The sequence below is a fragment of the Companilactobacillus nantensis DSM 16982 genome (assembly GCF_001435815.1).
Lineage (GTDB): Bacteria > Bacillota > Bacilli > Lactobacillales > Lactobacillaceae > Companilactobacillus > Companilactobacillus nantensis.
On the sequence record NZ_AZFV01000014.1, the window covers coordinates 24,130 to 50,594 of the forward strand.

The window sequence follows — 26,465 nt, forward strand, 5'->3', positions numbered from 1 at the left end:
CAAAATCGGATTACTTGGCTTATTTGCTTTATAACGGTCCTGTTCTTAAGTTTTTAAGCTAACTTTAGATTAGGCAAACCAACATCATCTTTGAAAAACTTCTTTAACCCTTGAGTAATGGCTACTCCGATGATTGAAACAAAAGCAATCGTAAATATTACACCAAACAACTGCAATCCAAACTGTTTCAAACCACCACCATAGAACAAGCCATTCGTTATAACGCTATTGTTAACGGACCTTGTTGCAAAGAGACCAACACAAATTGAACCGATTATCCCACTGACGCCATGGCATCCAAAGATGTCGAGGTAATCATTTAAATGCAATTGATACTTTAAGTAATTCATAAAGTAAAAGCTACCCAGAGCCGAAACTATTCCAATTATGATCGAACCGAAAACTGTCACATACCCAGTACCTGGAGTAATTCCAACTAAACCACAAATACTACCAGTACAAATTCCACTAAGTGTTACCTTGGATTTAAAAATTTGTTCCAAAATAATCCAAGTTATCAATGCCGAACAAGCCGCCACAGTCGTTGTCAAAACAGCATTCATTGTTTGAAAACTAACGTTCAAAGCACTGCCAGCATTGAATCCATACCATCCAAGCCACAAGAGAACTGTTCCCATCAAAATCCACAGTTGATTACCTTGTGCTTGTTCATTGTTGTATTTATAAGGTTCACGCAAGAAAATAGCTAAGATCAACGCTGTGATACCAGCATTAATATGGATCACTGTTCCTCCCGCAAAATCCAAAACACCCATTTTGGCTAGAAAACCAGTCGATGACCAAACGATATGTGCCAATGGATAGTATATAAATAATGACCACAGAATAACAAAGAAAGCGACAAATCTAATTCGAACCCGGCTCGCAACTGCCCCTAAAAAAAGAGCTGGTGTTAAAATAGCGAACATCATTTGAAAAAGTAAATAAATCGCAGTTGGTAATTTAGTTGTGCCATAAGTAGACGATAAGTCTATTCCGGACAGAAACAGATGATTAAAATTACCGATCACTCCGAAATTGTCACCCTCAAATGCGATAGGAAACCCTACTGCTATCCATAACAATCCAGCTAAACCGAACATTAAAAAACTATCAAACAAAATTCTTGTCACATCTTTATGTGGAACAAAACCACTATAAAAGACAGCAATTCCTGGAACCATTAACCAGACCAATATTGTTGAAAGAATCATAAATACAATATCCATAAACATCACACCCTTTGTATAAAGTAGTTCTTATAATTTCGGTATTGTATTACTTTTTTCATTTCATGTATACCAATTTGATTTTTTGATAATCATAATTATTTTTAAATTTCACCAAAAAACTTATAATGGGGTTTGTATAAACAGTCTCTATTTCTAAAAAGGAGATAACAATGAAAAAGAGAAATTCATCATTATCTACCTTGGGTATGTTGATCACCCTCGGCATCGTCTATGGCGATATCGGGACTTCGCCTTTGTACGTTATGAATTCGATTATCAATAGTGCAGGCACAATGGCCGATGCGAAACCCGAATACATTATCGGCAGTGTTTCACTAATCTTTTGGACATTAATGCTCATCACAACCATCAAGTATGTCTTGATTGCTATGAAAGCTGATAATAACAAGGAAGGTGGAATTTTCGCCCTCTATGCTCTCGTTCGATCCAAAGGTAAATGGCTGATAATACCAGCTTTGATTGGTGGTTCCGCTCTTTTAGCCGACGGAACTTTAACCCCAGCTGTTACCGTTACATCTGCCATTGAAGGGATTAAGGGACAGAAATTTGGGAATATTGTCTTTTCCAATAGTCAAACAGTTGTCCTGATTATCGTAACGGCCATTTTATTAACGATTTTTATCATTCAAAAATTTGGGACTGATCGAATCGGTAAATCATTTGGTCCAATCATGCTCATTTGGTTTAGTTTTATTGGACTCGCCGGATTGCTCAACTTAACGAGTGATTTAAGTGTCCTAAAAGCATTATCACCAATTTATGCCATTAAAGTTTTATTTAGTCCGGTTAATAAGGCCGGCATCTTTATTTTGGGCAGTGTCTTCCTAGCCACAACTGGTGCTGAAGCGTTATACGCCGATATGGGTCAAGTTGGCAAACACAATATTTACGCAACCTGGCCATTTGTTTATTTAATGTTGATGCTGAACTATTTCGGTCAAGCTGCTTGGGTCATTAACAACTATCAAAATGGCAAATATAACCAAATTGCTGGACTCAATCCGTTTTACCAAATGTTACCTGACGAGTTTAAAATTTTTGCTATCGTCATCGCCACATTAGCTGCTATTATTGCCTCACAAGCCTTGATAACTGGTTCATTTACCCTTGTCCAAGAAGCAATTGGTTTAAAAATCTTGCCACGGCTAAAAGTTAAATTTCCTGGTCAAGTTCAAAGCCAACTTTATATTGGAACAGTCAACTGGATTCTTTGTGCCATAACTGTCAGTATCGTCTGGGGTTTTGGTTCCTCAGATCACATGGAAGCCGCTTATGGACTCGCTATAACGCTAACCATGTTAATGACTACAATCCTGCTACACCAGTTCTTAATCATGAAAAATCACCATATTTGGGCCAATGTATTTCTGGTCGCCTTCTTTGCGCTAGAAAGTCTATTCCTACTGTCCAGCTTGATTAAATTTATTCACGGTGGCTATGTAACGGTCATTATAACGATGGCCATCCTCTTTATCATGATTGTCTGGTACTTCGGTAACAAACGCCGTGACGCATACATGTCCGAGAGTGAGAATGTATCATTGCTTGATTTCATTCCGCAATTGGAAAAACTAAGCAAAGATGAAGGCATTCCAACGTATGCAACGAACCTTGTTTATATGCTTAAAATGGGGCCTAATTATTCCATTAAACGTTCCATCATCTACTCGATTTTGGACCAAGATCCTAAACGTGCCAAAGTCTATTGGTTCGTGACGGTCAATCAAACTAGTGCTCCTTATGAATGCAACTATTCAATCGACATGTTAAATACAAGAAACGTCGTTAGTGTCACACTAAACCTGGGATTCAAAAAATCGCAACACGTCAATATTTACATTCGTGAAATCATCAATAGCCTGCTAGATCAGCATATTATTGATGACCAAAAGCCAACCTATTCCATGATGCCAGAACGGCGCGTTGGTTCATTCAAATTCGTTATTCAAAATCAACAATTTCAAGACCTTGGGGCTCAAGAATACATGCGCGGTTGGGACCGACTATTGATTGGTGGGCGTCTATTACTTCAAAATATTACGATTCCACCAACACTCTGGTATGGTTTGGAATTTAGTGATGTTGTTGAAGAAAAAGTTCCACTCTTCCTTGGCAGTCACTATGATCAATATTTAACTGAAAAAGAAATCAAACATGCTGTTAAACATCCACTCAAGTAAAAAAGAGACGACCGGCTGGTCGTCTCTTTTATTTATGTCTATTCGTTTCCTCATATATATTATGACTGCTTTTTGACTGTAATACAAGACTGTTATTTAGGGAGTTATCGTATTACTATTAGATACCTAATATCAGGAGGTAGCTATTATGGATAATTCTTTTAAATTAGAACAAGCGCATTTAAAAATGGTCCACGAAACGCTTCAAAATACGCTAGATGAAATTGAACCCTTACTGTCAGCTAATGCCGATCAAGCTAAAAATTTCAAACGAACTGCCGGTAAAGAGACAGCTTTGAACTTCGACAGTTATGCTGATAATTTAGATACCTTCGCCACTATCGAAACAATGAATAAGCAAATCGATGCCTTCAACAATAAACAAACACAACTTCAAAGTATGAAAGCTCGTGTTTTACGGTTATTGCCAGCACCTTATTTTGCTCGGATCGACTTGCAATATCCTGATGAATCAGAAAAGATTCCTTTTTATATTGGAGCGGCTGGTTTCTCGCCTACGCCAGAAGAACCAATGATAATTGATTGGCGCTCACCAATTGCCGATTTATATTACAACAATCAAATTGGTGCTACTAGCTACATTGCTAATGATAGGCAAATCGGCGTTACAGTCGATACCCGTCGTCAATTTTTATTGCACGACGATGTACTAGAAGATATCTTTGATACTGATGTAGCAATTCAAGATCCACTCCTAGTTAAAACTTTACAAGCCAATAAAGATAGTCAAATGACCTCAATTACCGCTACAATTCAAAAGGAACAAAACGTTATTATTCGTGATACTACTAGCCGAGCCCTTCTCGTCAATGGTATCGCCGGCAGTGGTAAAACATCAGTCGTCTTACAACGAATTGCTTATTTACTCTATCATTATCGTGAAAATTTAGTTGCCAAAGACATGCTACTACTAACTCCGAATACCCTTTTCACTAACTATATCCAACAAGTATTACCCAGTCTAGGTGAGGAATCGCCGTTACAAATGACCTTCGATCAATTACTAGGAACATTCAACTCCAGTAAATTTACCGCTCAGACTAGTCACGTTCAAATACTAGCCCAAAGGCTGGATAATTTAACATTAACAAAGGATGATTTCAGTAATATCAGGTTAAATGACGATGCCATTTTCACACAAAACGACATCAAAGATTTATTCGACCAAACATCTGCAACATTATCGTTGGACCGACGAATCACAGCCCTCACAACAGTTATGACAAGTCAGATTGAACAAAAAATAGCGACCGAATCAAATGATGGCAAAATTCAGTCCGAGTTATCCGATTTAACTGACTCTCAACAAGAAAAAATCTTTGGCCGCTTAATCACGCCGAGCTCCGATATTGCCGTTCATAGCGCTACTAAAAAAATGTTGCAGTGGCGCTATCGAAATTTATTAAAGCAAATCGCACAGAAAAATTGGTTGAATTTGAGTCATATCGTCAAAAATACTTTGCATGTCGAAACTATCAATCAACTAGATTACAGTTACACACGTCTGAAACTGTTGAATTTAGCACAAAAGAAGCTTCGATTTGCAATGGTTGATGAAATTCAAGATTACTCGCTAGACCAAATTATTTTCTTGATTACAGCTTTCCCTAAAGCCAACTGGACATTAGTTGGCGACCAATTCCAATCAATTTTGGCAACTGAAAATCCGCTGACTTTTGATAATTTAAAAGATATTTTTGAACAGCATAAGATTAAAGTGACTCAGCGGAATTTATACACCAGCTATCGTTCCAGCGGTGCTATTACTAAAGCTTTTATCAGTCATGGTGCTCCAGGTTTAATTGAAAAAATCACAACTGTTCAAACTGGTGGCGTGCTTCCGCAATGGATTGAAAGTCATAATACCGATGCACTAATCGACAACTTGAGAAAACAAATCGAAGAATTTAATACTGATGAATTGTCAGCTATTATCACCGATGATTCTGCTTTAGCAAGCTTAATTAAAGACAAAATAAAACAGGTAGTTTTGGGCTCGAATGCCGAAAAGCTGCCTGCTAATGGAGTTGTTGCTTTACCTCTAACACTTGCTAAAGGTCTTGAATTTGATAATGTTATCATTGCCAATCTGAATACAGAATATTACCAAGATTCCCAATTTGGTGAGAATCGAATTTATACTGCGTTTTCTAGAGCTTCCAAACAACTCATTATCAATCAGGTTTTAAACTAAACGGCCGTGAGGCCGTTTTTTATTTTGAAAAATTTAGTCGACAATCGTTGCTCCTAAGCTATTTTTGAAATGGCTCAAAGCCCAATCATGTCCCGCCTGATTAAATGAAGCTACTCCATTTTCATGGATAACAATTTGATAATTTAAATTGTATGCATCAATTGCCGTATGCAATACACAAATATCGGTACAAACACCAACTAAGTGTAAAGTATCAACTTTTCTTTCTCGCAAACGTAGGTTCAAATCGGTCCCTGCAAAGGCGCTATAACGTGTTTTGTCGAATAATTTCACCTTTTCACTATCATTATGGTCGTTGAACCAATCATTCAAACCACCATACAGTTCCCGACCCCAAGTTCCTCGCACATTATGGGTTGGGAAAAGCTTTGTTTCAGGATGATATGGGTCATTTTTCTTATGGACATCCGTTGGTAGCCAAACCCAATCTCCGTTTTGAGACATTTCCGTCGCCAAATTAACAATGGATTGTTCAAGATCCTGCCCCGGTTTACCACAAGTCAGGGCACCATCATCAGCCACAAAATCATTGGTATAGTCGATAATTAATAACGCTTGATGTGAAGACATAGTAATTCCTACTTTCTTCTAGTTATTCGGTTATGTTCAAATTATCTAAAATATAGCTACTTGGGGTCAATTTATCTGCATACAAATGTTTCGTTAGAATTTATTATTTTATACATATCGGCAACTGAAAAATCACCTTCTTTAGACAGGTAGAAATTATGATTTATGTTATAATCTCCCTAATAATTGACCAGTTAGGGGCTTGTAATTATGCATAAAAAACAACGGGAATCATTCAATAAAAAATATTTCATTTTTGCCATTATTGGTGTCGTTATTTTTGCAGTTGCCCTATCTTTATTAACATTGAAAGATACTAAAACCAATCAGAAAAAAACAACCGGCCAACCTCAAACTGAATATAAAACTATTAAAAAGAGTTTAGACAAACAGTTCAATCAAAACGGACGGATTGTGGCTATTAAAGAAGAACACAATATCAACGACAGCACCAGCAAACATCCCCACACCGTCATCATCATCAAATTGATCGACAGTCAAACACAGAAATATCTCAAGACAACCTACGAAGCCGTTCAAAATAATCAAGCTACTGATGATCAAAAACAATACATCTATTCCATTCAAAAAATTGTTTCTGATGAAGCTAAGAAACTCCATAACAATGACGACGTTATTCAATTCGTCTATAAAGATGGCAAGAAAAATATCCCTGTTGCTAGTTCACAAAAGAATAAATTCTTGATTCAACCAGTTAAAATAACTCAGCCTAAACAAAAAGCAGCCGCATAGGCTGCTTTTTTACTTTTTAAATCGCTTAGTCAGTTTATCTTCACTTCGTTGTAACAACGTTTCTGGATCAATCTCATATTTACTGCTCATCATCAAAACTTGGTCCAAGACATCGGCCAGCTCTTCTTCAAGATTATCTTCCAATTCAGCCGGCGTCTTTTTCGATTCACCAGGATGATCACGACCAATTTCAATAGCTCGAACAGCTCGTGATAATTCGCCAACTTCTTCAGTCATAAAATTCAAATGAACGAAAGTTGGGTATTGATACCAGCCACGTGCTTTGTAAAATTCAGTTAGCCATGCTTGATGTTCTTTTAAATTCAAAATATTGCTCCTTTAACTGATTACTATTAATTTTTTATATAAAAAAACCTCAGATTTTCTCCGAGGTTTAATTATTATCGACTGATTCTTCTTCTTTAACTGTTGTTTCATCAAACTTGATAATCTTTTGGGCAATCTCTTCCGGTTTTTCCATCATAGCTAAATGACCGACACCTTTGATATCTTCAATTTGTAAATCAGGGACACGACCAATAGTGGCCTTAGCATCCTTAACTCCCTTTTCAGTTAAAACTTGATCTCCATCACTGAACAATGCCAAAGTTGGAATCTTGAATGACCGCAAACGCTTATTCAAAGCCTTCTCTGTCAAATAGTCCATTGACATCTTTTGTAATTTCTTAGCAATCTTACGATCGACCTTATTAGCAGCTTCATCAACTACCTTAGGGTTCTTCAAACTACTACGATCAAAGTTCTTGTCGAAGTACATCCCAGCTTTAACTGGCGATTTTGCCAATTTGCCTAATAATGGAATACTTGCGACAGCCGAATGAGCGTCCATATCAGCGTATTTATCAGTAGCGGGTGTATTTAGTAGGATTAGTTTATTAATCGTAAAGCCACGCATTTCTGCCATGTTTACGGCAACCAAACCACCAACACCGTATCCAAAAATAACTAACTTACGAGTTATCTTTAAACGCGCCATTGCTTCTAATAAATTCCAAGCTTCAGAATCGATTGTGTAGTGATCGTTCTTCGAATTGGAAGATTTGCCCTGACCTAACAGATCAAGTGCAACAATTGTTTGATATTTACTCTTTAAATAGGGAATCATTTCATTGAAATACTCAATTGAACCATTAATTCCGGGTACCAGGACGATGATGCTGTCACTGTCGACGGGACCGATTAGATTTGTATTTACACTACCCTCAGATGTAGATAATATTTTTTCCAAATTATTCTGCCTCTTTAGTTTTTACTCATACTAAAAATATACCTAACTTATGAAGATTTTGCATGGTTTCTAACGTTTTTTAAAATATTTTTATTTAATAGCCTAATTTGATTGACAATTTTACGAAAATGAATTAGATTGGACTAGACCAGAAAGGTAGAGATGGGAGAATAATATAATGAAGATAATTAAAGTTAAAGATACACAAATGGGTGGTAAGGAAGCCTTTAAACTTGTTAAAGCTGACATCGAAAACGGTGCTAAAGTACTTGGTTTAGCTACTGGTAGTAGCCCAATCACACTTTACAACGAAATGACAAGTAGCGACCTTGATTTCTCAAACATGACTTCAGTTAACTTGGACGAGTACGTTGGTCTAAAGGCTGACAACGACCAAAGTTACCACTACTTCATGAAAGAACACCTATTCAGCAAGAAACCTTTCAAGAATTCATATGTTCCCGATGGTTCAAATCCTGATGCTGATGCTGCTACTTCAGCTTACGATAAGATCATTGAAGAAAATCCTATCGACCTTCAAATCCTTGGTATTGGTAGAAATGGTCACATTGGTTTTAACGAACCAGGTTCACCATTAGATGGCAAGACTAGAAAAGTTGGTTTGACAGAATCAACAATCGAAGCTAACACACGTTTCTTCGATGATGAAAAAGATGTCCCACGTTTTGCTTACTCAATGGGTATCGGCTCAATCATGAAAGCTAAGAAGATTGTTCTTCTAGCTTACGGTGAAAACAAAGCTGATGCTATTGCTGCTACTGTTGACGGCCCTGTTACAGAAGACTGCCCAGCCAGTGCATTGCAAAACCACCCTGATGTAACACTTATCATTGATGACGCTGCTGCATCAAAGTTAAAATAATTTAAAAATTAATAAAACCGGTAATCAATTTTGATTATCGGCTTTTTTGTGCTTAATTTACTAAATCTTCTTCAAAATGATCATACCCGTTTTCCGGTGTGACTTTTACCTTAGGGAAATCTAAGAAGACAAACAATAAACTCATAATAAGCGTTAAATAGCAGTACCAAACCCATGGCACAATCGCAATCGGTGAAATTTTTGCCATTCCTCCGGCAACTAATAATTGTCCCGCATACGGAATCAAACCTTGAACGTGCGTCGCAAACATCGACAACAAGGTTGAGACACGAGCACGAGATAATTTAAATTTTCGGCCAATTTCAGTTGCTAATGGTCCAACTGTGATAATGGCAATCGTGTTATTCGTTGTTGCAACACATAATAATGTCACTAAGGCACCGATAGAAAATTCAGCACCATGTTTTGACTTAGTTTGCTTACCCAACGTGTCCATTAACCATTGAATTCCGCCAAGATATTTCATCAATTCGACCAAACCACCAACGATAATCGAAATAATGGCAATGTCTTCCATACTGGCCATCCCTGATTGAACATATTGCATGGATCCAATCAAACTGAAGTCGCCATGGATCACACCAATCACAATTCCTGAGGCTACTCCGATAATCATAACTGGCATAACGTTCAAGCCCACTAATGACAAAACAATGACTAAAATATAAGGAATCAAATCGACCAAATTCCAACTATACGAACCAGTTAAAACCACCGTTTTAATCGGATAAATCGCTAATAAAATAATATTGATAATGATTGCAGGTAAATAAGTAATAATATTTAATTTAAATTTTTCTCGTTGCTCGACACCTTGCGTCTGAACTGAGGCAATTGCAGTGGCGGAAATAAATGACAAATTATCACCAAACATTGCGCCACCAACAACGATTCCTGCCATAAGTGCAGGATTAACTCCAGTTTTGACAGCAACATCAACCGCAACGGGCATTAAAGCAGTAATAGTCCCCATCGAAGTACCCATCGCAAAACTCAAGATACAACCGATAACAAAAATTCCCGGTAAAATCATGTTGGCTGGCAAAATACTCAAGCCCAAATTAGTCACCGACGAGACAGCATGCATCTTGGAAGCTACCCCTTGAAACGCTCCCGCTAGGATAAAAATAACGACCATCATAATCAATGTAGGCTCGCCACCACCTTTGCAAAAGGCCATAACTTTTTCTGAAAATGACATTTTTTTGGTACCCTGTGGTGGTGCAATTCCGAATGCTACCATTGAAGCTAAAATCATCCCCACTAGCAGTGGCATACTATCAAATTTTCCGGAGACGATTCCGGTTAATGCATATAAAATCAAAAATACGATCAGCGGCAGTAACCCTTTAATACTGCCCTTTTTTGTTTCTTTCATTATGAAACTCCATTTATTTCAAAATAATTTTTGGCAAACATACCTTAAAATATTAAGCCACCTCGATTAATTAGACAAGTTATTCCTCAAGGTAACCCGCAACGACATAATGTGACACGTCGTATTGTTACAATTATTTTTGTAATTAAGTTACGGAGGGGAATTATTTATGAAGAAAACATTTTTAATGTTCATGGGGATTTTTGTTTTATTAGGAGTGGCTGGTTGTAGTAATACCACTACCCAATCAACACCAAAATCGCATATAAAAATAGAACACAAACAGTCAAAAACACCATATTATCAAGAACTAACGAAAGCTGATCAAAAAAATGTTAACTTTAATTTCATCGCCGACCAAAATGATTATGGTTATTTTATTTCGGCTAAGGTAACTAATAAGACTAACAAAACTATCAAATTTGACCGTTCTAAATTTGCTTTGAAGCTAGCTGATAAAGATGTTCCAGCTAGTTTAACTGGTGTATTTACTTTAAAACCTAACCAAACTAAAAAACTGTCCGGCCTATTTCAAAAACAAAGTGTTAAAGAACTAATTCAATCTAATAATTTCATAACCTATTCTCACAAAATTAAATTAGCATCTACACGTTCAATGTTTTCAACCGAGGACTTAAATGTTCTAAACCAAACATTTAACACTACTTCGGACCAATCTAATAATACTGAGCAACAAAATGAATCTGATAATAAGAGTGATTCGCAAACTACATCTTCTGACAATAGTTCAACCAATACTACTGAATTAACTGAGGCGCAAGCTCGTCAAAAACTAGCTGGTTACGGTGATACTTCAGATTGGAAAGCTGAACGAGGTGATGGCTGTTGGAACCTATATAATGCTCGCGGTACTTGGACTGTTTATGATAATGGCGATGTTTCTTATCCCGGTGATCGTGCTCTTAACCAATATCTAAAGGATCACCCTGATGAAAATTCCGATGCTGATACTGATGATTCTGACTCTGATGACGTTGAATAATATATAAGCTCATGTATTAAACCTCTTGTATTGGATAAATCCAACCAAGAGATTTTTGTTACACTGAAATATTTTTCCAATAAAACACGAAAACCTTTTTGACAAGGTAATTCTGATTTAAAATAATGATTTTGCTAATACCGCAAGACGACATAATGTGACACATCATATTGATACAATCATTTTTATAATTAAATTACAGGGGAAAATTATTTATGAAAAAAACACTTTTTATGTTAATGGGGATGTTCCTCCTACTAGAATTAACAGGTTGTTCTAAACCGGCTAAAACAACTAATTCAACACACATTCAATCAACACAAAAGGAAGTCGTAGTTAAAAATTATCAGTATTTAAGTAATGAAAACCGCCGAAAAGTTAACTTCCACTTTACAGCCACATTGAAGAATTCTGGCTATACCATCATGACAAAAATCACTAATAACACCAAGCATTCAATCAAAATTAATCAGGCCAAATTTGATTTACAGCTACCTGATAATGAAATATCAACTAAACAAAGCGGCATATTGGTCATAAAACCAAAACAAACTAAGACAATCCAAAATCTTTTCCAAAAATTGACTGTTAATGAATTAGGTCAAACTGATACTTTCATCACTTATGCGCACGATATTAAATTATCAGCCACTCGTTCAATGCTCCCAGCTGAGACTTTAAATACTTCAGAACAATCGACAAGTTCAAACGATGAATCCAATAATAATGAGGATCAAAATCCAAAGTCAGATTCTCAAATTCCAGTTGAGAATCAAGCTACATCACCCACTAATCCTCCAGCCCAAACAAAACTAACAGAAGCACAGGCACGTCAATTTTTTGCTGATTCTGGATATGGTGATACTTCAAAATCCACTGCGGAACGACGTGACGATGGTTGGTATTTCGATGGTGGTCAAGTTGTTTATGACAATGGTTATGTTCTTTATCCTGGTAACTATGCTCTGAACCATTACATGAAAGAATACCCAGATACGGATACAGATGATTCCTATTCTGATGACACTGAATAATATCCATAAAAAAAACTGCTAAATCAATTTACGATTTTAGCAGTTTTTTTGAACCTAATTTTGGTTTTCAAATACATTAATATGGCTACTAGAATAATTATTGGTGTTAGTTTCAAAGGGAAAAATAGCATAATGAAAATTCCTGCGACAACTGGTGAAATTAATTCACTCATAATAGTTGTTGCTACAATGGCAACGATAAACAACCGATCATAACCTGGCAATAATTGTGCCACTGCGAATCCTTCAATCATGGCCGCAAAGGTTATCGGAAAAATATGTCCCCCACGCCAGTTAAAGTTAAGACACCATGCTAAGAAAAATAATTTTAAAAGTCCCATTCCGATTAGAAAGAACGGAGATTTATTAGCCCAATTGCCAATTAATAAATCCAAACTGTGCTGACCTGAGAATAATAAATCCGGTGCGAAAATTGCTATCAGGCTAATACCAATTGCACCTAGACCAACTTTGAAAGATAGAGTTAAATTTATTTTATTTATCCACATGTGGAAAACTTTGTAAAAGTATTTACAGATTTCCCCAAAAATAATTCCGCCAATCATCAAAAGTGGCAGTAGCCAGATATCCACAAGCTGCCAATGTGATGTTCCTAATTTAATAATGAACGATGGTTGATCTGTTTGGCGAATTAATAAAGCAAACGCGAGAATCCCGTTAATAATAAACACTGGATAGAGGATTCGTTTTTGTTTGATGATTGATGGTATTTTCGGCGCGCTAGCGCCGACGTATTTTTGCCGAAATTTGAATGGATTTGAAAGGCGCTTGATTGTTTCCATTAACGGTAGTTTTTTCAATTCTTCATATTGGAAATATAAATAAAGTAATTTATCAGCTTGCCAAATTGAAAAAGACATCATGATAATCAATCGTTTGATTAAGCTTTAATTCATGCATTGAATCCTGCGACGTTTTCGGCAAATCAGGCCAACGTTTTAACAAATAATACAGCAATAAACTACCTAAAAATATCAGTCCAATTTCTAGAATTTGATTATGATTCGACCATACTAATTCAGAAGTAAATCCTTCGAGTACTAAAAATATCGCCGCAATTATGCCAATGATGGCACTTAAGATAAATCCATAAACTACTAAAACAAAACGTTTGATTCCAATCACCCTTTCTTACAATCGCAAGCATTATAACATAGCAAAGTTTACAGTTTTAAAGCGTTATTTATTATGTTGATATATTTTTTTAGACAAAAAAAGAGGAGAAATTTGCACATCTGCAAATTTCTCCATGTGGTAAGGTGCGACGATTTTCCAAACGCTTTCGCGCCAACCTTCTACCCTTACCTCGGTTTGGCACCGTTATGTAGTATTGCACGGATACTATCCATAAGTCAATCTTTTAATTACTTTTCAAAAAAAATCGTATCCGTTTTCAAAGAGAAAAAGGCTGTAACCCTTGAGGCTACGGCCTTTTTCTTTAAATTGTTTCACATGGAACATATTGTATCAAAAACACACGTTCGTCACTATATATAGTGGTACGTTCCAATTAACTATTTTTGTAAAGACTTTACAAGGTTATAACATAACTTATGACTCAAAATAGCTGATTCTGGACTGACTGGATTATCCTTACCTTCTGAAACGGCGTTCAGAAAGGCTCTGATAATTGGATCAAAACCACGTGTAACTAGAGTATTTTCCCAATCAGGCCGTGACGATTGTGTAACGGCCCCTGTTTGGTAAGTTTCTAATAAGTTTAAATTAGTCACGACTTGACGAGTTTTACTACCTTGAACGGTTGATAGTTCCAAGTTACTGCCACCAATCATATTGGTAACGATTTGAGCCTGACTCTTAGCTCCGTTCAAAGTGATATAGCCTTGTTCTAAATTGCCATCTTTAGTAACTAGAAAATTATTAACGGTCTTAACTTTTTCATCCATTAAATAAACAGCTGTATCAACCGAGTGAATCATCAAATCAAAAATGGCAAAGGCAGCTGGTTGAATAGCTTCCTCGCGAATTTTTTCTGAGACGATTGTCCGTTTATCAGCAATTTGTTTTAATTCTTGATTGAATGGAGCAAACCGACGATTAAAACCACATGTTAACAAAAGTTGTTTGTCTGAGGCTAATTTATACAGTGCCTCAACTTCTGATAAATCTTCTGAAACAGGTTTATCGACATAAACATTGATTCCAGCAGTTAATAATTGTTTGATTATTTCAAAATGCGTTTGCGTTGGTGTATGTACGAAAACTGCCAGTGGTTTTTCGGCTATTAACTCGTCCAGTGTTTGATGAAAATGTTTAAAGCCATACTTCTTTTCCAACATCTCACCTTTAGCCGTATTTCTCGTTGTTAAATGCCATTCAAACTTATCCTGTAACGTCGCCATCACCGGTAAATAAGCCTTCTGAGCAATATTTCCTAATCCAATCACACCAATTTTTTCCATAATCTCACCTCAAGTTAATATTCGTTGAACAATTGCAAATGTTCTTTAAGATACTGACCGGTTAAGCTGGCAGGATTATCTGCAACCGTTTTCGGAGTACCCGTTGCAATAATTTTACCACCATTAACGCCACCTTCGGGACCTAAATCATTGATATAGTCAGCATTGGAAATAATATCCAAATCATGTTCAATTACGATAATTGTCGCATGCTTTTTCAACAATTTATTGAAAACATCTAACAACACGCCAACGTCTTTTGGATGCAAACCAACACTTGGTTCATCAAAGATAAATAACTGATTCTTTTGACTACGTTTCATATAAGTTACCAGTTTCATTCTTTGAGCTTCCCCACCAGACAAAGTTGGCGTACTTTCACCCAATTTCAGATAACTCAATCCAATACTGATCAATACATCGAGTGTATTTTTGATATTTGGAACATCTTTGAAAAAGCTAGCTGCCTCTTTAACGGACATATCGAGGATTTCAGCGATGTTTTTACCTTGCCAAGTAATATCTAAAATCTCTTTCTTATAACGATTTCCGTGGCAGACAGGACATGTTTGAACCATATCAGGTAGATATTGAATATCTAACGTAATAACTCCCGTTCCGCCACAATTAGGACAGGCACCTTGTTTATTATTATATGAGAAATAAGTTGGCGTAAATTTCTTAGCTTTGGCTGCTGGAGTTTCCGCAAAGAGTTTGCGCAAGTGATCCAAAATCTTAGTGTACGTTCCAACAGTTGAACGAACATTTTTACCGATTGGCACTGAATCGACTTTGACAATATTTTTAATATCGGCTGTTTCGACTGACTTCACAAATTTAGGTAATTTTTCACCCTCAATTTTATCGGTCATCGCTGGTAATAAACTGTCAAAAATCAGAGTCGTTTTTCCTGAACCCGACATCCCTGAAACAATATTAAGTGACTCTTTGCTAAATTTAGCTGTTAAATCATGAATGTTATAACGGTCACCAATTTCAACACTAATTGTTCCCTTTTGGAATGGTGTGACGGCTTTATGTTTGATAATATCAGCTTCACCGGTCAAATATGGCTGAATCACGGACTCATGATCTGCTTTGATTTGTTCAACTGTACCTTGGCTAATAATTCGGCCACCATCATTACCCGAATCGGGGCCAATTTCAATGACATAATCGGCAGCTGCAATAATACTTGTATCGTGATCAACGACGACCAGCGAGTTACCTAAGCGAACCAATTCACGTAAAATTTTAATTAATCCGGCCACATTAGCTGCATGCAAACCAACGCTTGGTTCATCTAAGACATACAACACACCGGTCATTTGGTTTCGAATCGTTCGTGCTAATTGAATCCGTTGTAATTCACCGGTCGACAACGTATTACCAGCCCGAGAAATTGATAAATAATTCAATCCTAAATCAACGATTGGTGACAATAAATCTAGCAATTCATTAGTTAAGTTTTTCCCCAAAGCTTGCATATCCTCTGGCAACCAATTCATGATATCTTGGCAAAATGCTTGTAATTCTGAAATGGTAAAGTTAGAAACTTCCGCAATATCTTTACCAACTAATTGATTACTAAATAATTTGGGATTAAAACGACTGCCGTGACAAGCGGGACAAACTTTTTCAGAATAAAAGCGTTCCAATCGTGTCAAAGTATTTTCATTTTTAGTACTCTTCAAACTATTTTTCACAGCTGTAACGGCGTTCTCATATAAAGCATTCAATCTAAATGAACGTCCTGTTTTCGTTGGTACTAAGATTTCTTTCTTTTGTTCTGGTCCGTTAATGACAATATCTTTTTCTTTATCTGTTAAATCTTTAAATGGCACATTGGTTCTAACACCGAGCTCCTTGATAATATCCTTTTGTAGTGTTCGACCAGGTAAATTCCATGATCTAATCGCACCCTCATCGATCGATAAGGAATCGTCAGGGATTATTTTATCAAGTTCAATTTCCTTGAGAAAACCAGTTCCCTGACAAGTTGGACAAGCACCATCTGAATTAAAGGCGAAATCCTCCGCTCCAAAGTTCATAAACTTAACACCACAGACAGGACACGTTAGCATGCCCATGTTCTCATCTGAAGTTGGCAAATCCATTGCTTCAGAAATTTTCAAGGTAGGATCTAAACGGTGTCCGTTGGGACAGACAACTGAAGCTAACCGTGAAAACATTAATCTTAAAATATTTAAACTTTCCGTCATCGTACCGACAGTTGAACGCACGCTAGGAACTACGGGACGTTGACGTAAAGCAATCGTTGAAGGTAAATTTTTGATATCTTTAACATCGGAACGGCCAACTTGCGTAATTCTTCTACGCGTGTAGGTCGACAGTGCATTGAGATACTTTCTAGCCCCTTCAGCATAAATCGTATCCATTGCCAAAGAAGACTTTCCTGACCCCGAAACACCGGTGATTGCTACAAATGAATTCAACGGTATATCGACATCAATATTTTTGAGGTTATTAGCATTAGCACCAGTAACTTCAATGTTATCCGGAATGTAATTCTTATGTCTTATAGTCATAATTTCCCCCTCACTCAATGAATCGATTATAACATTGGTGGGTTTATTTTTAATTGGTTAAGGTTTTGATGAAATAACGGCGTTATAGGTAATAGTGTTTAATCGTTATAACGCATATTTTCTATCGTTCACTTTATTTATCACTTGATAATTAAGATATCAAAAAAGCACTCCAATACCTTTCTTGTCGTGGCATTGGGGTGCTTTTGGTTTTATTTAGTTAGTTTTAAATCGGCTGGGCATGCAGTGGGTCTGAAACGAGCTACGACAGGGCAACTCCTTCCGCTTTTCATAACTTGATAAATCGCCCGCAAAATCGGCGTGCAATTCATCAAGTTACGAAAATGCTCGGGAGCTGGGCGCCCTGTCTCCGCTCTCTACTTTTTTGCAATCTTTCCCTGTTCAATATAAACGCTCAAAATTCCAATATCAGCTGGATTAACTCCACTAATTCGGCTTGCTTGAGCTATTGTTTGTGGATTGATCTTACTTAGTTTTTGAACAGCTTCTGTAGCTAGACTGTCGACCTTTGTATAATCAATGCGGTCAGGAATCTTCTTTGATTCCATCTTCTTCAAACGTTCGATGCGCATTTCTTCCTTCTTGATATAACCGGCGTACTTTGTTGCAATTTCTACTTGTTCTGCAACTCGGTTATCAACTGGAAAATCAGCTGCTCCGACCATATCAATAATGTCAGTGTAATGTACTTCTGGTCTTCTCAAGAAGTGATCTGCCAAAACACCATCTTTTAATGGCTTCAAATCATGAGCCTTTAAGAATGGTAGTGCTTGTTTTGGTGTAATCATCTTGTGTGATAAGCGTTCTAGTTCCATTTCAATGGTAGCACGCTTTTCTTTAAAGCCGTTATAACGCTTATCACTAATCAAACCAAGGTTATAACCATAGTCTGTCAAACGAAGATCAGCATTATCGTGACGTAAAATCAAACGATATTCGGCACGACTTGTCAAAAGACGGTATGGTTCGTTTGTTCCCTTAGTAACTAGGTCATCGATCAAAACGCCGATATAAGCCTCGTCACGACGGAGAATAAATGGATCCTTACCTTCGGCACGTAAAGCAGCGTTGATACCAGCCATAAGTCCTTGACCAGCAGCTTCTTCGTAGCCAGAAGTTCCGTTCATTTGACCAGCTGTAAAGAGATTCTTAACAACCTTAGTTTCCAAATTAAGCTTCAATTGCCATGGTTCAATAACATCATATTCAATGGCGTAACCAGGACGCATCAACTTAGCGTTTTCCAAACCAGCAACGGAGTGAAGCATCTTCAATTGGATTTCTTCCGGCATTGAAGTTGAGAAATCACCAACGTAATACTCTTGTGTATCTCTGCCTTCTGGTTCAAGGAAGATTTGGTGACGAGGCTTGTCAGCGAAACGAACAATTTTATCTTCAATTGAAGGACAATATCTTGGGCCAACACCCTTGATAACACCAGAGAACATTGGTGCACGGTCAAGGTTTTCACGAATAATCTTGTGTGTTTCAGCGTTAGTGTAAGTCATCCAACAAGAAATCTGATGTTGAAGATAACTTGAATCTGGTGTCTCAAATGAGAAATGGTTTGGTTCTTTATCACCAGGTTGTTCGATAGTTTCATCAAACTTGATCGTATTTTTGTTAACACGTGGAGGTGTACCAGTCTTGAAACGAGTTAGCTTGAAACCATGCTTTTCAAGATCTTCTGAAAGCTTGATTGAAGGAATACTGTTGTTAGGGCCTGATGAATACATCAATTCACCGATAATGATCTTACCTCGTGATGAAGTACCAGCTGTCAAAACAACTGATTTGGCGTGGTATCTAGCACCAGTTGCTGTAACGATACCTTTGCAGACGCCATCTTCAACGATAAGCTTTTCAGCCATCCCTTGACGAAGTGTTAAATTAGGTTCATTTTCCAAAACATCCTTCATCATACGGTGATACATGTTTTTATCAGCTTGGGCACGTAAAGCACGAACTGCTGGGCCTTTACCAGTATTAAGCATACGCATTTGAATGTATGTCTTATCAATATTGCGACCCATTTCGCCACCTAAAGCATCAATTTCACGGACAACGATACCTTTAGCAGGACCACCAACTGAAGGATTACATGGCATGAAAGCCACCATATCCAAGTTGATCGTTACGAGCAATGTCTTTTCACCCATACGGGCAGCAGCCAAAGCTGCTTCAGAACCAGCATGGCCAGCACCTACAACGATAACGTCATAAGTTTCTGAATCAAATTCCTTAATTTCCATTTCTTACTTCACCTTTACCTAGTTTTACGTGTGGTACTAATTAATTATTATTTTCAATTACATATGCACGGCGCTAGCCGATTTTTAGTATCAATTTGCATTATTAAAGTAAATTCGCCGTTTTTTAGTACCTTTTAGCACTATTCAAAAAATCGAATCCACTAGTCGGAAGAACCGAGAAACTTAACTGGCAGTGAAAGTGGCGTTAGAGCTTTAGCGCTTACGCCACCGGGCATGTTTGGAGACTTGCTTGCAAGGCTTCAAACCGAGGTTCGAGACCGCATTTTGGCTCGAACCGGTCCGCACAGCCAGTTAAGTTTTCTCGGTTCTGGAGACAGCATAAAAACTACTATTTTCCTAAACAGAATTGTGAGAACAATTGTGTAATCAATTCATCTGGATAACTCTCGCCAGTAATTTCCCCGAGAGTGTCCCAGCAAGCCGTCATATCGATTTGTACAAGGTCGATAGGCATTCCTGCTTCAATTCCTGAAATAACGTCATTGAGGCTATTTTTAGCCTTACGGAGCAAGCCAGCTTGACGAGCACTTGTAATAATGACGTTGCTACTGTTGTTATCTTCAATTCCGGCGTTAAATATCTTACTAATTGTTTGTTTAATTGTTTCAATACCATCATTTTTAATGGCAGATGTTTGCAAGATAATATCGTCTGGCTTTAGTTGTACGACTGAACTTGGCGTAATGATTGGCATCAAATCCATCTTGTTAAAAATAACGATACGGCGCTTATCTGCTGTTGCGTTCAATAACTCAATATCGTCTTCTTCAAGTTGACGACTTGAATCCAAAACAAGAATAACTAAATCGGCACCTGCTAAGGCCTTCTTCGAACGTTCAACACCAATTTTTTCAACTTTATCGTCAGTATCACGAATTCCGGCCGTATCAATCAATTTCAATGGCACACCATCAATATTGACGTATTGCTCAACGACATCGCGAGTTGTTCCGGCAACATCAGTTACGATTGCTTTGTCTTCATCCAATAAGCGGTTCAAAAGACTTGATTTACCAACGTTAGGCTTCCCAACGATTGCTGTTGCTAGACCATGTTGTAAAATCTCGCCACTTTCAGCTGTCTTCAAGAGACTGTCAATGCTTGAACTAACTGTATTGGCCTTTTCTAACAACAATTGGGTTGTCATTTGGTCAGTATCGTATTCTGGATAATCAATATTAACCTCAACTTGAGCCAATGAATCCAAGATTTCTTGACGCAAATTACCAATCAAATGATGGAGATTACCATCTAATTGGTTAACAGCGACTTGCATGGCTTTATCAGTTTTGGCACGGATCAAATCCATAACAGATTCAGCTTGGGTCAAGTCAATTCGACCATTTAAAAAGGCACGTTTCGTAAATTCACCAGGTTCGGCCATTCGAGCGCCGTATCCCAACAATAATTGCAGAACTTTATTCGTCGCAACTATACCCCCGTGGGTATTTATTTCAACGACATCTTCACGGGTAAATGTCTTTGGGGCACGCATTACAGAGACCATAACTTCGTCAACTAACGAACCGTTGGCTGGATCAATAATGTGTCCATAATTAATCGTATGACTGGCAACTTTTTCTAAGTCACGTCCTTTAAAAATCTTCATAGCAACTTCAACGGCTTGGTCTCCGGACAAACGTACGATGGAGATAGCACCTTCCCCAGGAGGAGTTGAAATGGCTGCAATAGTGTCATATTCAGTTACTGAACTAGGCATAATAAGCTCCCTTTCTCTATTTTTGAGCATAAAAAAAGTGCATAATCCGCCAATGTTTGACGGAAAAGCACCTTGACTACTTTTCTATATATATAATCTATGAACAATTTCTAAAACATCTTAACGACATTTTTTGCGATTGTCAATTATTTACGATTCTTATAAACACGTTTCTTAGCTTTTCTAAGACGACGTTGTTTTTCTCTCTCAGCCTCTTCAGCTTCGCGTTGTTCACGACGATACTTGAATGGGTTTTGGAAAGCCAATGTCTGAAGTACTTGGAACGCATTAGTGATAACCCAGTAAATTGTAATAGCTGATGGGAATGTCAATGCTGGTACGAAGATAAAGATTGGCATGACCCAAGTCATGATCTTTGTCGTCGCATTTTGTGTTGGTTGTGAGTAGCTGGAAATGTATGTACTTAAGAAAGTAAATACAGCAGCTAAAATGGCCATGATGTAATATGGATCGGCCTTACCAAGTTGCATCCATAAGAATGTACCATCACGTAATTGGGTGGTCTTATAAATGGCTTGATACAAAGCAAACATAACTGGCAACTGAACGACCAATGGTAAACATCCAGCAACCGGGTTTACTCCGGCTTCACTATATAGTTTTTGTGTCTCTTCACGTAATTTTTGTTGTGTATCCGTATCTTTAGCAGAATATTTCTTTTGAAGAGCCTGCATTTGTGGCTGAATCTTCATTTGTTTATTCATACTTCTGATTTGGAACCAGTTAAGTGGCAACAAAATTACTCTAATGATAAGTGTGAAGATAATGATTGCCCAACCATAACTATTGCCAACTAGTGAAGCTAACCAAAGGATAAATTGAGAGAAACTATACAGAATATAGTGATCCCAGAATCCACTACTGTGACTTGTGATTGGCTCGTTTAGGTTTGAACATCCAGCTAAAACCAAGACAACACTAAGTAACAGTGCGATACCTATGTATTTCTTTAAGCTTTTCTTATTCACGTTTGCACCTATAGTTAATTAATATTTTGTACCCTAACTTAATACTTTACCTAATTTCAGTAAATGTACAATATTTTTCTTGGATTCAAACATATCTAAATCTACCGCCGGTTTTCTCGCAATAATCAAGAAATCCAATTCTGCTGGAATATCAGGTTTCAATTCCAAAAGAGATTGGCGGATGTATCTTTTAATACGATTACGTCCTACTGCAGTATGTGAAACTTTCTTCCCAACGGAAATGCCGACACGGAAATGCTTTTGCCCCTCTTTAGGCATCGTGTACAAAACAAAATTGCGATTTGCAACGGATTTCCCATTGGAATAGACATATTGAAACTCATTTTCTTTTTTTATTCGATAACTTTTTCTCATATGTCACCAGACTACTCTCGTTTTGTAATAAAAAAAGACCACCAAATTGTTTAGTGATCCTTCAAAACTAAGCTGATAATACTTTACGACCCTTTTTACGGCGTCTTGCTAAAACTTTGCGACCATTACTTGTACTCATTCTCTTCATGAAACCATGGACGCGTTCACGGTGACGCTTCTTTGGTTGATATGTTCTCTTTGTAGTCATCAATAAACCTCCTGACTCTTAATTATATTTAAAATATTCACTTCTTCAGACAATTGCTTAACTATAATATCATGTTATGCCAACTTTTTAAATAACTAATTTCCTATAAAAGCAAGTTTTTTCTAGAAAGTTTTTCGCAATTTCCATTGTGGATAATTTGTGGAGTCATTTGACAACATATTTTTTCCACAGGACTATAAACAAACTTTTCCAACGTAACTTTTTACTGTGTTTAGGTTTTCCACAGGTGTTGTTGATTTCTTGTTTTTTGTATGTAACAGCCTATTTATAGGCTTTATTTCGGTTGTTAGTTGTGGATAACTATGTGGACAGTTTTTATCAACAGCCTTTTTCCACAAACCTGTGTATTTAGAAAATACCCGCTGTTATTTATCCTAAATTTAAACATGTGTTCTGTGGAAAACTATTTAATAGAATGATAAACTATACTCTGTCATTTTAGGGAAAAAATTATCCACAACCACAGATTGGGGGGAAATAATTGCAAAATATAAATAATTCAATTGATCCAAAGCTAACCGAATTTTGGGATTATTTTACAAATAAACTGAGATCTCAATTAACTTCCGTCAGTTACTCAACTTGGGTTGAAAGTGCTAATCCTTTATATATTGATGGCAATAATATTTATATTTCGGTTCCAACAAAACTACACAAAGATTATTGGGAACGAAATTATACTGAAAAAATTGCTATCTATTCATATGAATTAAATGGAACTGAACTAAATCCGATTATCGAAAATGATGAAGAGAGCGCAAAAAAAGAGGAGCAAACAATTGCTCCTCAAGTTGAACCTACGAACGAGTCAGCTCAACCAAAACATGTCTTTCATAATTCACATTTGAATCCGAAATACACTTTTTCTTCATTTATTGTCGGTAGCGGAAATCAGATGGCACATGCCGCAGCACTCGCTGCAGCTGAAGATCCCGGCGGGGTCTACAATCCACTCTTTATTTATGGTGGCGTTGGTTTGGGAAAGACTCACTTGATGCAAGCTATTGGACATCAAATGATCAAACTCGATCCACTTGCTAAAGTTAAATATGTTACGAGTGAAACCTTCGCTAACGACTTCATCAACTCAATCCAGATGCGGACTCAAGACGATTTCAGACAAGAATATCGCAACGTTGATCTACTATTAATAGATGACATTCAATTCTTTGCTGAAAAAGAGGGTACCCAAGAAGAATTCTTCCATACCTTTAATGAGCTCTATGAAAATGGTAAGCAGATCGTAATGACATCTGATCGTTTACCTAACGAAATCCCTAAATTACAACAACGATTAGTTTCCAGATTTACTCAAGGATTATCAGCTGATATCACTGCACCTGATCTTGAAACTAGAATTGCTATCTTGCGCAATAAAGCTAAAGCAGAACACCTCGAAATTCCTGATGACACGCTTTCTTATATTGCTGCTCAAATTGATACCAATGTTCGTGAACTTGAGGGCGCTTTGATTCGTGTTCAAGCTTATTCGACGACCAAAAATACTGATATTACTAAATCAGTCGCGGCGGATGCGTTGAAGATCTACAAATTATCTAACGACAAAAATGGAATTTCGATTGCGAAAATTCAAAATAAAGTCGCTAAGTACTACCGTGTCACGATCCAGGACTTAAAAGGGAAGAAACGTGTTAAATCAATCGTTGTCCCTCGGCAAATCGCGATGTACTTGTCCCGTGAACTAACCGACAGATCACTTCCACAAATTGGAATGGAATTTGGCGGTAAAGATCATACGACAGTCATGCATTCGTGTGATAAAATATCCGAATTGCTAATTAAAGATGACGATTTGAAGCGGTCTGTCAATGAACTAAAAGATGACTTAAGAAATTAACATGTTTATAACTTTTAATTTTTCCCACAGTTATCCACAGCTGTTAATAACATAAAAAATTCAACTGCTGTCTAACGTTTTAATAGTTTTCCACAGTTTTAACAGTCCCTACTACTACTTCTATCTTTATATTAATTAATTAAAAAAGGGAGTTACCTATGAAATTTTCTATTGATCGATCAAAATTCATTAATCAAACAAGTAACGTTCAACGAGCTATTTCGACAAAGACAACTATTCCTATTTTGACAGGAATGAAATTAGATCTTTCAGAATCAGGCTTAACAATTACCGGAAGCAACTCCGATATTTCAATCACATCATTTATTTCGAAAGACGATGCTGATAATGATTTGAAAATCGAAAGTACTGGTTCAATTGTTTTACCTGCTCGATTCTTTAACGAAATTATTAAGAAACTTCCTGGCGACAATTTTGAACTTGAAGTTTTAAGCAACAATCAAACATTAATTAAATCTGGTGTTTCAGAATTTACTATCAATGGTTTGGATGCTGTTAATTATCCACACCTTCCAGATGTTGAAACTGATAACCAATTAGTTTTACCAACTGATGTCTTCAAAGAAGTTGTTAACCAAACTGTTATTGCTGTTTCAACTCAAGAAAGTCGCCCAGTTCTAACTGGTGTTAACTTCTTAATCACAAGCGAAGGCTTAACAGCTGTTGCCACTGATAGTCACCGTCTTTCACAACGTAGAATCAATATTACAAGTGATGAAGATTACAATTTGATCATTCCTGGTAAGAGTTTGACTGAATTAGTTAGAACTATCAGCGACACTGTTAAAGAAATTTCCATGTCAATTTCTGAAAACCAAGTTCTCTTCAGTTTTGACAACATCATGTTCTATTCAAGATTGCTTGACGGTCGTTATCCTGAAACTGATCGATTGATCCCCGATGAATCAAATACTCGTTTGACATTCGATTCATCCAATTTATTAGCTTCAGTTGAACGTGCCTCACTTCTTTCTCATGAAAGTCGCAACAATGTTATCAAGCTTGAAATCAAAGCTGTGGATAAAAAAGCGACACTTTATGGAAATTCACCTGAAGTCGGAACTGTTGAAGAAGTTCTTGATTGTGAAAATCTTGAAGGTGACGATTTGGAAATTTCGTTTAACCCTGATTATCTAAAAGATGCTTTGAGATCGTTCGGAAGTAACACGACAATCGAAATGAGTTTCACTTCACCATTACATCCATTTACTTTAAGACCAGTAGAAGATCGCGATAATTTTGTTCAACTTATCACGCCAGTACGAACATTTTAATGTGAAATCGCAAAAATAGACTGAACTTTCGGTTCAGTCTATTTTTTTTTGCTATATCAGCCAAAACGCCGTAATTTAGCGTAGAAACTTTTTTGAGATGATTTTAGTGGGTGGATACTTATTATTTAAAAAATTGCTTAAATCGCCTGATA

22 protein-coding genes are annotated in these 26,465 nt (G+C 37.0%); 8 read left to right on the forward strand and 14 right to left on the reverse strand.

What is annotated here, in order from left to right; translation table 11 throughout:
• Window positions 1–53: 53 nt before the first annotated feature.
• Complete coding sequence (locus FD31_RS07320; protein ID WP_057892118.1) at window positions 54–1,229, reverse strand: ammonium transporter; 1,176 nt, start codon at window positions 1,227–1,229, stop codon at window positions 54–56.
• Window positions 1,230–1,402: 173 nt separating this feature from the next.
• On the opposite strand from FD31_RS07320, the gene FD31_RS07325 reads away from it, so the two are divergent.
• The gene (locus tag FD31_RS07325) at window positions 1,403–3,433 is read left to right on the forward strand and encodes a KUP/HAK/KT family potassium transporter (protein WP_057892119.1); all 2,031 of its coding nucleotides are present in this window, start codon (window positions 1,403–1,405) and stop codon (window positions 3,431–3,433) included.
• Window positions 3,434–3,581: 148 nt separating this feature from the next.
• Complete coding sequence (locus tag FD31_RS07330) at window positions 3,582–5,648, forward strand: HelD family protein (protein ID WP_057892120.1); 2,067 nt, start codon at window positions 3,582–3,584, stop codon at window positions 5,646–5,648.
• Window positions 5,649–5,681: 33 nt separating this feature from the next.
• On the opposite strand, the gene FD31_RS07335 is transcribed toward FD31_RS07330, so the two are convergent.
• The gene (locus tag FD31_RS07335; RefSeq protein ID WP_057892121.1) at window positions 5,682–6,239 is read right to left on the reverse strand and encodes a cysteine hydrolase family protein; all 558 of its coding nucleotides are present in this window, start codon (window positions 6,237–6,239) and stop codon (window positions 5,682–5,684) included.
• Window positions 6,240–6,449: 210 nt separating this feature from the next.
• Between FD31_RS07335 and FD31_RS07340 the strand changes: the two genes are divergently transcribed.
• On the forward strand, window positions 6,450–6,992 hold the full coding sequence (locus FD31_RS07340) for a hypothetical protein (RefSeq protein ID WP_057892122.1): 543 nt from the start codon (window positions 6,450–6,452) through the stop codon (window positions 6,990–6,992).
• A 9-nt stretch (window positions 6,993–7,001) separates the two neighbouring features.
• On the opposite strand, the gene FD31_RS07345 is transcribed toward FD31_RS07340, so the two are convergent.
• Complete coding sequence (locus tag FD31_RS07345; RefSeq protein ID WP_057892123.1) at window positions 7,002–7,319, reverse strand: MazG nucleotide pyrophosphohydrolase domain-containing protein; 318 nt, start codon at window positions 7,317–7,319, stop codon at window positions 7,002–7,004.
• 67 nt (window positions 7,320–7,386) lie between these two features.
• Window positions 7,387–8,241 (reverse strand): alpha/beta fold hydrolase, encoded by an 855-nt coding sequence (locus FD31_RS07350; protein ID WP_057892124.1) that lies wholly within the window; start codon window positions 8,239–8,241, stop codon window positions 7,387–7,389.
• 178 nt (window positions 8,242–8,419) lie between these two features.
• On the opposite strand from FD31_RS07350, the gene FD31_RS07355 reads away from it, so the two are divergent.
• Complete coding sequence (locus FD31_RS07355; protein WP_057892125.1) at window positions 8,420–9,124, forward strand: glucosamine-6-phosphate deaminase; 705 nt, start codon at window positions 8,420–8,422, stop codon at window positions 9,122–9,124.
• Between the two features lie 52 nt (window positions 9,125–9,176).
• On the opposite strand, the gene FD31_RS07360 is transcribed toward FD31_RS07355, so the two are convergent.
• Window positions 9,177–10,523, reverse strand: coding sequence for a Na+/H+ antiporter NhaC family protein (locus tag FD31_RS07360; protein WP_057892126.1), 1,347 nt, complete (start codon window positions 10,521–10,523; stop codon window positions 9,177–9,179).
• 169 nt (window positions 10,524–10,692) lie between these two features.
• Between FD31_RS07360 and FD31_RS07365 the strand changes: the two genes are divergently transcribed.
• Window positions 10,693–11,526, forward strand: coding sequence for a hypothetical protein (locus tag FD31_RS07365; RefSeq protein ID WP_057892127.1), 834 nt, complete (start codon window positions 10,693–10,695; stop codon window positions 11,524–11,526).
• Window positions 11,527–11,741: 215 nt separating this feature from the next.
• A complete protein-coding gene (locus FD31_RS07370) occupies window positions 11,742–12,560 on the forward strand; it encodes a hypothetical protein (protein ID WP_057892128.1) in 819 nt (272 codons plus the stop codon).
• 23 nt (window positions 12,561–12,583) lie between these two features.
• Here the strand turns inward: FD31_RS07370 and FD31_RS07375 are convergent, their stop codons facing one another.
• From FD31_RS07375 to rpmH, 9 genes are all read right to left on the reverse strand, one after another.
• Window positions 12,584–13,444, reverse strand: a complete 861-nt coding sequence (locus tag FD31_RS07375; RefSeq protein ID WP_057892129.1) for a chloride channel protein — start codon at window positions 13,442–13,444, stop codon at window positions 12,584–12,586.
• Window positions 13,416–13,706, reverse strand: coding sequence for a hypothetical protein (locus FD31_RS07380; protein WP_057892130.1), 291 nt, complete (start codon window positions 13,704–13,706; stop codon window positions 13,416–13,418). The genes FD31_RS07375 and FD31_RS07380 overlap by 29 nt, the downstream gene beginning before the upstream one ends.
• 389 nt (window positions 13,707–14,095) lie before the next feature.
• Window positions 14,096–15,004 (reverse strand): Gfo/Idh/MocA family protein, encoded by a 909-nt coding sequence (locus tag FD31_RS07385; protein ID WP_057892131.1) that lies wholly within the window; start codon window positions 15,002–15,004, stop codon window positions 14,096–14,098.
• A gap of 14 nt (window positions 15,005–15,018) precedes the next feature.
• Window positions 15,019–17,553, reverse strand: a complete 2,535-nt coding sequence (locus tag FD31_RS07390) for an excinuclease ABC subunit UvrA (RefSeq protein ID WP_057892132.1) — start codon at window positions 17,551–17,553, stop codon at window positions 15,019–15,021.
• 377 nt (window positions 17,554–17,930) lie between these two features.
• A complete protein-coding gene (gene mnmG, locus FD31_RS07395; protein ID WP_057892133.1) occupies window positions 17,931–19,826 on the reverse strand; it encodes a tRNA uridine-5-carboxymethylaminomethyl(34) synthesis enzyme MnmG in 1,896 nt (631 codons plus the stop codon).
• Window positions 19,827–20,175: 349 nt separating this feature from the next.
• The gene (gene mnmE / locus FD31_RS07400) at window positions 20,176–21,567 is read right to left on the reverse strand and encodes a tRNA uridine-5-carboxymethylaminomethyl(34) synthesis GTPase MnmE (RefSeq protein WP_057892134.1); all 1,392 of its coding nucleotides are present in this window, start codon (window positions 21,565–21,567) and stop codon (window positions 20,176–20,178) included.
• A 146-nt stretch (window positions 21,568–21,713) separates the two neighbouring features.
• Window positions 21,714–22,556: a membrane protein insertase YidC gene (gene yidC / locus FD31_RS07405; protein ID WP_057892135.1), complete on the reverse strand. Its 843-nt coding sequence runs from the start codon at window positions 22,554–22,556 to the stop codon at window positions 21,714–21,716.
• A 33-nt stretch (window positions 22,557–22,589) separates the two neighbouring features.
• Entirely contained in the window at window positions 22,590–22,931 is a 342-nt protein-coding gene (rnpA, locus tag FD31_RS07410; protein WP_057892136.1) for a ribonuclease P protein component, read from the reverse strand.
• A gap of 67 nt (window positions 22,932–22,998) precedes the next feature.
• Window positions 22,999–23,139 carry a 50S ribosomal protein L34 gene (rpmH, locus tag FD31_RS07415; protein ID WP_025085419.1) on the reverse strand — a complete coding sequence of 47 codons (141 nt, stop codon included), beginning with the start codon at window positions 23,137–23,139 and terminating at the stop codon, window positions 22,999–23,001.
• A 502-nt stretch (window positions 23,140–23,641) separates the two neighbouring features.
• Here rpmH and dnaA point away from each other — a divergent pair.
• Window positions 23,642–25,018 (forward strand): chromosomal replication initiator protein DnaA, encoded by a 1,377-nt coding sequence (gene dnaA / locus FD31_RS07420; protein WP_083483617.1) that lies wholly within the window; start codon window positions 23,642–23,644, stop codon window positions 25,016–25,018.
• A gap of 158 nt (window positions 25,019–25,176) precedes the next feature.
• Complete coding sequence (dnaN, locus tag FD31_RS07425) at window positions 25,177–26,313, forward strand: DNA polymerase III subunit beta (RefSeq protein ID WP_057892137.1); 1,137 nt, start codon at window positions 25,177–25,179, stop codon at window positions 26,311–26,313.
• The last annotated feature ends 152 nt before the right edge of the window (window positions 26,314–26,465 follow it).